The sequence below is a fragment of the Sphingobium indicum BiD32 genome, assembly GCF_000382885.1.
Lineage (GTDB): Bacteria > Pseudomonadota > Alphaproteobacteria > Sphingomonadales > Sphingomonadaceae > Sphingobium > Sphingobium japonicum_C.
Window position 1 is genome coordinate 1 of record NZ_CAVK010000006.1, and the last position, 1,200, is coordinate 1,200.

Genomic DNA, 1,200 nt, shown 5'->3' on the forward strand with positions numbered 1-1,200 from the left:
TGAGGTGGTGCCGGTTTTCTGGACAGGATGCTAAGCTAATCCCGACCTGATGGATTGGTACGGGAATGAAGACGACGAGAAAGCGCTACAGCGCCGATTTCAAAGCCAAGGTGGCGCTGGAAGCGATCCGGGGCGACCTGACGCTTGCGGAGCTGGCGGCCAAGCATGGTGTGCACCATACGATGATCGCATCGTGGAAACGCCAGGCCATTGACGGGATGGCAGGCACCTTCTCCGGTGCTGACGATGCTGCCAAGGCTGTCAGCGAGAGCGAGATAGAGAAGCTGCACGCCAAGATCGGGCAGTTGGTGGTGGAGCGGGATTTTTTAGCGAAAGCCTTCGGTCGATGAGCGTGGACCGGAGGCGGGCGATGGTCGAACCTGCTCACCACCGCCTGTCGATCTCCGCGCAATGCCGCCTGCTCTCGATCAGTCGTTCGTCCTATTACTACGCGCCGGTGCCGGAAACGGACGAGACGCTGGCGCTGATGACGGTGATCGACGAGACCTTCATGGAGTGTCCGTGGTATGGCAGCCGCCAGATGGCGCGGCATCTGCGGCGCAATGGTCGGGATATTGGCCGCCGTCGGGCGCGACGCCTGATGGCGAAGATGGGCCTGACGCCGATCTACCAGCGGCCACGCACGAGCGATCCGCACCCACAGCACCGGGTCTATCCATACCTGCTGCGCAAGTTGGCGATCGACCGGCCGAACCACGTCTGGTGCGCCGATGTGACATATATCCCCATGCGTCGGGGCTTCCTCTACCTGGTGGCGATCATGGACTGGGCGACCCGCAAGGTGCTGGCCTGGCGCCTGTCGAACACGATGGATGCTGGCTTCTGCGTCGCGGCGCTGGAGGAGGCACTGGCCCGGTTCGGCAAACCCGAGATCTTCAACACGGATCAGGGCAGCCAGTTCACGTCGCAGGCGTTCACCACGGTGCTGCGCGATGCCGAGGTCCGCATCAGCATGGATGGCCGGGGCCGGTGGATGGACAATGTCTTCATCGAGCGGCTCTGGCGCTCCCTGAAGTACGAGTGCGTCTACCTCCATGCCTTCGAGACCGGATCGGAGCTGCGTGTTGGCCTTGGCCGGTGGATCACCTATTACAACACCCAGCGTCCGCACTCAGGCCTTGCCGGGAAAACCCCGGTGGAGGCCTATCGGCGGATCGGACAATCAGATCATGGGGGGCA

The 1,200-nt window shown here is 62.7% G+C and carries 1 protein-coding gene; it reads left to right on the forward strand.

The window, feature by feature from the left end; all coding sequences use genetic code 11:
* Nucleotides 1-65: 65 nt before the first annotated feature.
* A protein-coding gene (locus EBBID32_RS00450) for an IS3 family transposase (protein WP_156022429.1) occupies nt 66-1,200 on the forward strand; the annotation gives its coding sequence in 2 pieces (ribosomal slippage) (nt 66-330 and nt 330-1,200; 1,136 coding nt annotated over the 2 pieces). This gene is flagged as partial in the annotation.